The following is a 5305-nucleotide window of genomic DNA, read 5'->3' on the forward strand; positions in this document are numbered from 1 at the left end:
CCACCGGCGCGGCAGCGCCCCCCAAACCCCCGGTAGGGACGAGCCCCGTTCTCCGTAGCAGAATGCGAAGGATGAATGTGTCTCGTCCGAAGCTAAAACTCACAACACTCAGCTATCTTCCCGAGGCCCTAAGTTTTCCAACCTAACGCCGCCCCTGCGAACCCATCACTCCATCACTCCACGAATTCACCTCCCCAAAATCATCAATCAAAAATCATAAATCATAAATCGCCCGCCCACTCACTTCACCCTGTTCAGCGCCTCCGACACATTGTCCACGCTCAACAACTCCGGCAGCACCACCGGCTCCTTCTCACCCGGAACATACAGCACATTCACCGGCACCGCCGCCTTGCCGAGATCCGCCAGCGCCTTCGTGATACGCTCATCTTCATTGGTCCAGTCAGCCTTGAGCAGCACGACCTTTTTGTCAGCGATGAGCTTCTTCAAAGCCTCGTCTTTATAGACACGCTTGTTCACCTGACAGGTGAGGCACCACTTCGCAGTGTAATCAATATAGACGGCGGTCTTGGATGACACCAACTGACTCACTTTTTCGGGAGACCAAACCTCCCAGGTAAGCCCATTCTCCACCACAGGCTTATGTTCGATTGGATGATCATTCTTTGCAGGCCACCCCAGGCTGATTCCCCCGATCAGACTTCCCAACGTGATCACAAGCGCAACGCTACGAACACGCGCTGACTTGTGAGGCAGATACCAACGGCCATAGACCCAGCAACCGAAGGCCACAAGGACGAGTCCTAGCAGCACAAACAGCATCGGCTGGCCTTCAATCATGCCGGTAAGCACCCAGATCTCAAACACAGCTGTTCCGAAGAGTAAGAAGGACAGGCCTTGTTTGAAGCTCTCCATCCAGGCTCCCGGACGCGGCAGTGCCACGACCAGCTTTGGAAAAACAGCAAGCAGGAGAAAGGGACTCGCCAAACCAAAACCGAGCGCGCTAAACATCAACAACGCACCCATGATCGGCAGGCTCACTGCATAGCCTAACGCGGAGCCGAGAACCGGTGCTGAACATGGCGCGGCGACCACCACCGCCAGGAGACCAGAGAAAAAGGAACCGCCGAATCCATGCTTGGACTGCAGGTTCTGCCCGACACCGACTGCAGAAGTGCCGATCTCAAACACGCCGGCCATGCTCATGGCGAAGATCAAGAAGAAGGTGGCAAGACCAAAGACAAATGCAGGATTTTGAAGCTGGAAACCCCATCCCTTACCAAGTGCCACCACAATGCCACCCAGCACCCAGAAACACACAAGCACTCCCAGAGTATAGGCCAAACCATGCATGAGCACCTGCCTCTTGTCGCCACCCGCCTGCTGCACCACGCTGAGCACCTTGATGCCGAGCACGGGGAAGACACAGGGCATCACATTCAAGATCAGCCCACCGAGGAAAGCATAGAGCAAATAGATACCAAAAGAGTGCTCTGGAGCTTTCGTTGCCGAGGCTTGGGTAGTGGATACGGCAGATGAAGTGGATGCAGCCTTGCCCGGGAGGGCCTTTGGGTTGGAAGTGCTGGCGTTGTCCTTCGCAAACACCTCCGCATTCGACGGATCGACCTCCGCCATATCCGCCAGAGTCAGCGTCAGTTTCGCCACAGGCTTCGCCGGCATGCAGTTCTGCGGATTGCACACAAGCGCATCCACCTTCACGGAAATCTCCGCACTGTCTCCGGCCTTGCCCGCCGGCGTGACCTTCACGGGCAGATACACCGTGCCGTCATAGCCCTGGGACTTTTTACCATCGGTGGAGTCCACTTCACGCGTCGGCGGCCAGGGCAGCTCCTGCACACTCCAGCCTTCTGGCAGGGTCCAGAGGAGCTTCGTCGGTTTGCCGACGACATCCGGCGGCAGCACCTTGCCATACGTATGCCAGTGCTCCTCATGCACCAGTTTCACCGCCATGCGGAAGGCCTGGCCCGGAGCCGCCGTCTTCATCTCGGACACGAGGCTGGCGGTGACCTTGGCATTGGGTCCACCTCCGCCACCACCCGGAGCCACGAGGTCCAGCTGCGCCATGGCGGGCACGATCAGGGTCAGAAACAGGAGCAGATGGGTCAGGGCGCGATGCATGAGTAGGGCTATGAGATACGCTCCGCCTTTTTATTCCAAGCGGCAAATTCGCCTCCCAGTCTGGAATCCTCCATGCCGCCGGAGATGAGATTTCATGCCTCATCACGTATCCGTGCACATGCTGAGACCTCTCGCACTTGCCCTCACCGCCGCTTTGCCCGCCGCTGCCGTCGACTTTGTCAAAGACGTGCAGCCCATTTTGCGGGAGCGCTGCTATGCCTGCCACGGGGCCAGCAAGCAGGAGGCAGCCCTCCGTTTGGACCACAAGCCCAGCGCCCTGAAGGGCGGCGACTTCGGCCTCGCCATCAAACCCGGCCACAGTGCAGATTCCGTGCTCGTCCATGCCATCGAAGGTCGCAATCCCAAGCTGCGCATGCCTCGCAAAGGCGATCCCCTCACCAGCGCCGAGATCGCCACCATCAAATCGTGGATCGATGATGGTGCCGAATGGCCCGAAAGCGCCAGCGTAAAACTCGAGACCAAAGTAGACCACTGGGCCTTCAAGCCCCCCGTGAAACCCAAAGTCCCAGAGATCGGCGTCAAGCACCCCATCGATGCCTTCATCCAAGATCGTCTCGCCCAAGAAGGCCTGAAAGCCGCGCCCAAGGCCTCCGACGACAAGCTAGTCCGCCGTCTCTATCTAGATCTTCTCGGTCTGCCTCCTGTCTCCGCGTCCTTGGAGTCCGAAGCCTTGGCGAAGGACTCTCCCCCTCTCCGCGTCTCCGCGTCTTCACCATCCCCCGCCAACTCACCCAACCTCGATATCCCAGCCCTGGTCGACCAGCTCCTCCAATCCCCCCACTACGGCGAACGCTGGGCGCGCCACTGGCTGGATGCAGCGCACTATGCGGACTCAAACGGCTATGAAAAAGACCCCATGCGCTTCATCTGGTTTTACCGCGACTGGGTCATCAATGCCTTCAACCGTGACCTTCCCTACGACCAGTTCATCATCCAGCAGATCGCGGGCGACCAGCTTCCCAAAGCCACGCAGGACCAGATCGTCGCCACAGGCTTCCTGCGAAACTCAATGATCAACGAGGAGGGCGGCATCGACCCCGAGCAGTTCCGCATGGAAGCCATGTTTGACCGCATGGACACCATCGGCAAAAGCGTGCTCGGCCTCACCATCGGCTGCACGCAGTGTCATAACCACAAGTATGACCCGATCTCCCAGGAAGAGTACTACCGCATGTTCGCCTTCCTGAACAACGACAACGAGCCCTGGCGCGTGGTCTACACCAGCAGCGAGCAGATGCAGCGCTCGCAGATCCTGCAGCGCACCCGCGAGCTGGAGGACATGCTGAAGCATCAGAACCCCGACTGGCAGGCGCGCATGGCCGAGTGGAAGAAGTCCCTCAAACCGCAGCCCGCATGGACCACCCTCACCTTTGAAGACGACCCCAGCGGCGGCGAAAAAGCCCTCCGCCAGCCCGATGGCAGCATCCTCGCCCAAGGCTACGCCCCAACCAAAAGTGAGGTCAAATTTTTGGTGAAGCTTCCCGAGGGTAACGGGGGCATTCCTGCCCCCTCTGGGAGCCCTGAAACGGACAAGAGTGTCCGCCCTCCTCTCATGACCATCTCATCCTTCCGCCTGGAGCTTATGAATGACCCCAACCTCCCCGCCTACGGCCCAGGACGCTCGCAGAAAGGCACCGCCGCGCTCACCGAGTTCACCGCGACCATGAAGATCGATGGCAAGGAGACCGCACTAAAATTCATCAAGGCCACCGCCGACTTCGGCGAGACCGAAAACACGCCCATCCCAGGCTTCGCCATGGATCAGGACACCGCGAAGGACAAACGTGTCACAGGCCCGATCACCTACGCCATCGATGGCAAACCCGATACCGCCTGGGGCATCAATGCAGGCCCTGGCCGCCGCAATGTGCCGCGCAACGCGGTCTTCGTGCTGGAGAAGCCCATCGAGGTCAAAGCCGACTCCGAACTGACCATCGGCCTCAGCATGAAGCACGGCGGCTGGAACAGTGATGACCTGCAAACCATGAACCTCGGCCGCTACCGCATCAGCGCCACCAGCGCCGCAGATGCCGAGGCCGATCCGCTCTACGGCAAGAAGCCAGAGTTCCCAGTCTTCCGTCAGAGCGTGGCCGAATGGAAAGCCGTGAATGACGAGATCGAGACCCTGTGGAAGCAGCACCCCGAAGGCAGCACCACCCTCGTGCTCGACTCCCGCGATGAACCCCGCATGACCAGCCTCCTCAAGCGAGGCGACTTCCTCAAGCCCGGCGACCGCGTGAGCACCGGCGTGCCCTCCATGCTAAATGCACTGCCAAAGAACGCCGACAGCACCCGCCTCACCTTTGCCAAATGGATCGTGTCCCGCGATGCCCCCACCACCGCACGTGCCTTTGTGAACCGCGTCTGGCAGTCCTACTTCGGCATCGGCCTGGTGGAGACCCCCGAAGACTTCGGCATCCAGGGCGCTAAACCAAGTCATCCCGAACTGCTCGACTGGCTCGCCTGCGAGTTCATGGACCATGGCTGGAGCCTGAAGCATCTGCACAAGCTCATCGTCACCAGTCACACCTACCAGCAGGACAGCCGCGTCACGCCCGAGCTGCTGGAGAAAGACCCCTACAACCGCCTGCTCGCACGCGGCCCTCGCTTCCGTGTGGAGGGCGAGATCGTGCGTGACATCCAGCTCGCCGTCAGCGGTCTGCTCAATGACGAAGTCGGCGGTCGTGGCGTCATGCCACCCGCGCCCGAGTATCTCTTCCAGAAGCCCGTGAGCTATGCCCCCTTCCCCTGGAAGGTGGAGGAGACGAACCAAAAGTATCGTCGCAGCGTCTACGTCTTCCGCCGTCGCAGCACACCCTACCCTTTCCTCAGCACCTTTGATGTTCCGAATGGCGAGGCCAGCTGCATCAAGCGCGCCCGCAGCAACACCCCGCTGCAGGCCCTGATGACCCTCAACGAAACCCTCAGCCTCGAAGCCGCCGAGAAGCTGGCCCAACGCATGACCGAGGCTGGCAAAGGCAACGACAAAGCCGCCATCGCCCACGGCTTCCACCTCTGCACCTACCGCCAGCCTAACGAAAAAGAGTCCAGCATCCTGCTCTCCCTGCTTGATCAGCAAAAAAAAGCTTCCAACGCCGAAACCCTCCCCCCCATGACCGCCGTCGCCAGAGCCCTGCTCAACCTCGACGAAACGATCACCAAAGAGTGACGCTGAAGTCGCGAA

Annotated in this window: 2 protein-coding genes; one reads left to right on the plus strand and one right to left on the minus strand. The window is 59.9% G+C overall.

Annotated elements, in window-relative coordinates:
* Positions 1-240: 240 nt before the first annotated feature.
* Positions 241-2100: a protein-disulfide reductase DsbD family protein gene (locus BGE01nite_RS28555; protein ID WP_146856325.1), complete on the minus strand. Its 1860-nt coding sequence runs from the start codon at positions 2098-2100 to the stop codon at positions 241-243.
* A gap of 118 nt (positions 2101-2218) precedes the next feature.
* On the opposite strand from BGE01nite_RS28555, the gene BGE01nite_RS28560 reads away from it, so the two are divergent.
* Positions 2219-5290 carry a PSD1 and planctomycete cytochrome C domain-containing protein gene (locus BGE01nite_RS28560; RefSeq protein WP_218033129.1) on the plus strand — a complete coding sequence of 1024 codons (3072 nt, stop codon included), beginning with the start codon at positions 2219-2221 and terminating at the stop codon, positions 5288-5290.
* The last annotated feature ends 15 nt before the right edge of the window (positions 5291-5305 follow it).

It is taken from the genome of Prosthecobacter gellanilyticus (assembly GCF_007992435.1).
Classification (GTDB): Bacteria; Verrucomicrobiota; Verrucomicrobiia; order Verrucomicrobiales; family Verrucomicrobiaceae; genus Prosthecobacter; species Prosthecobacter gellanilyticus.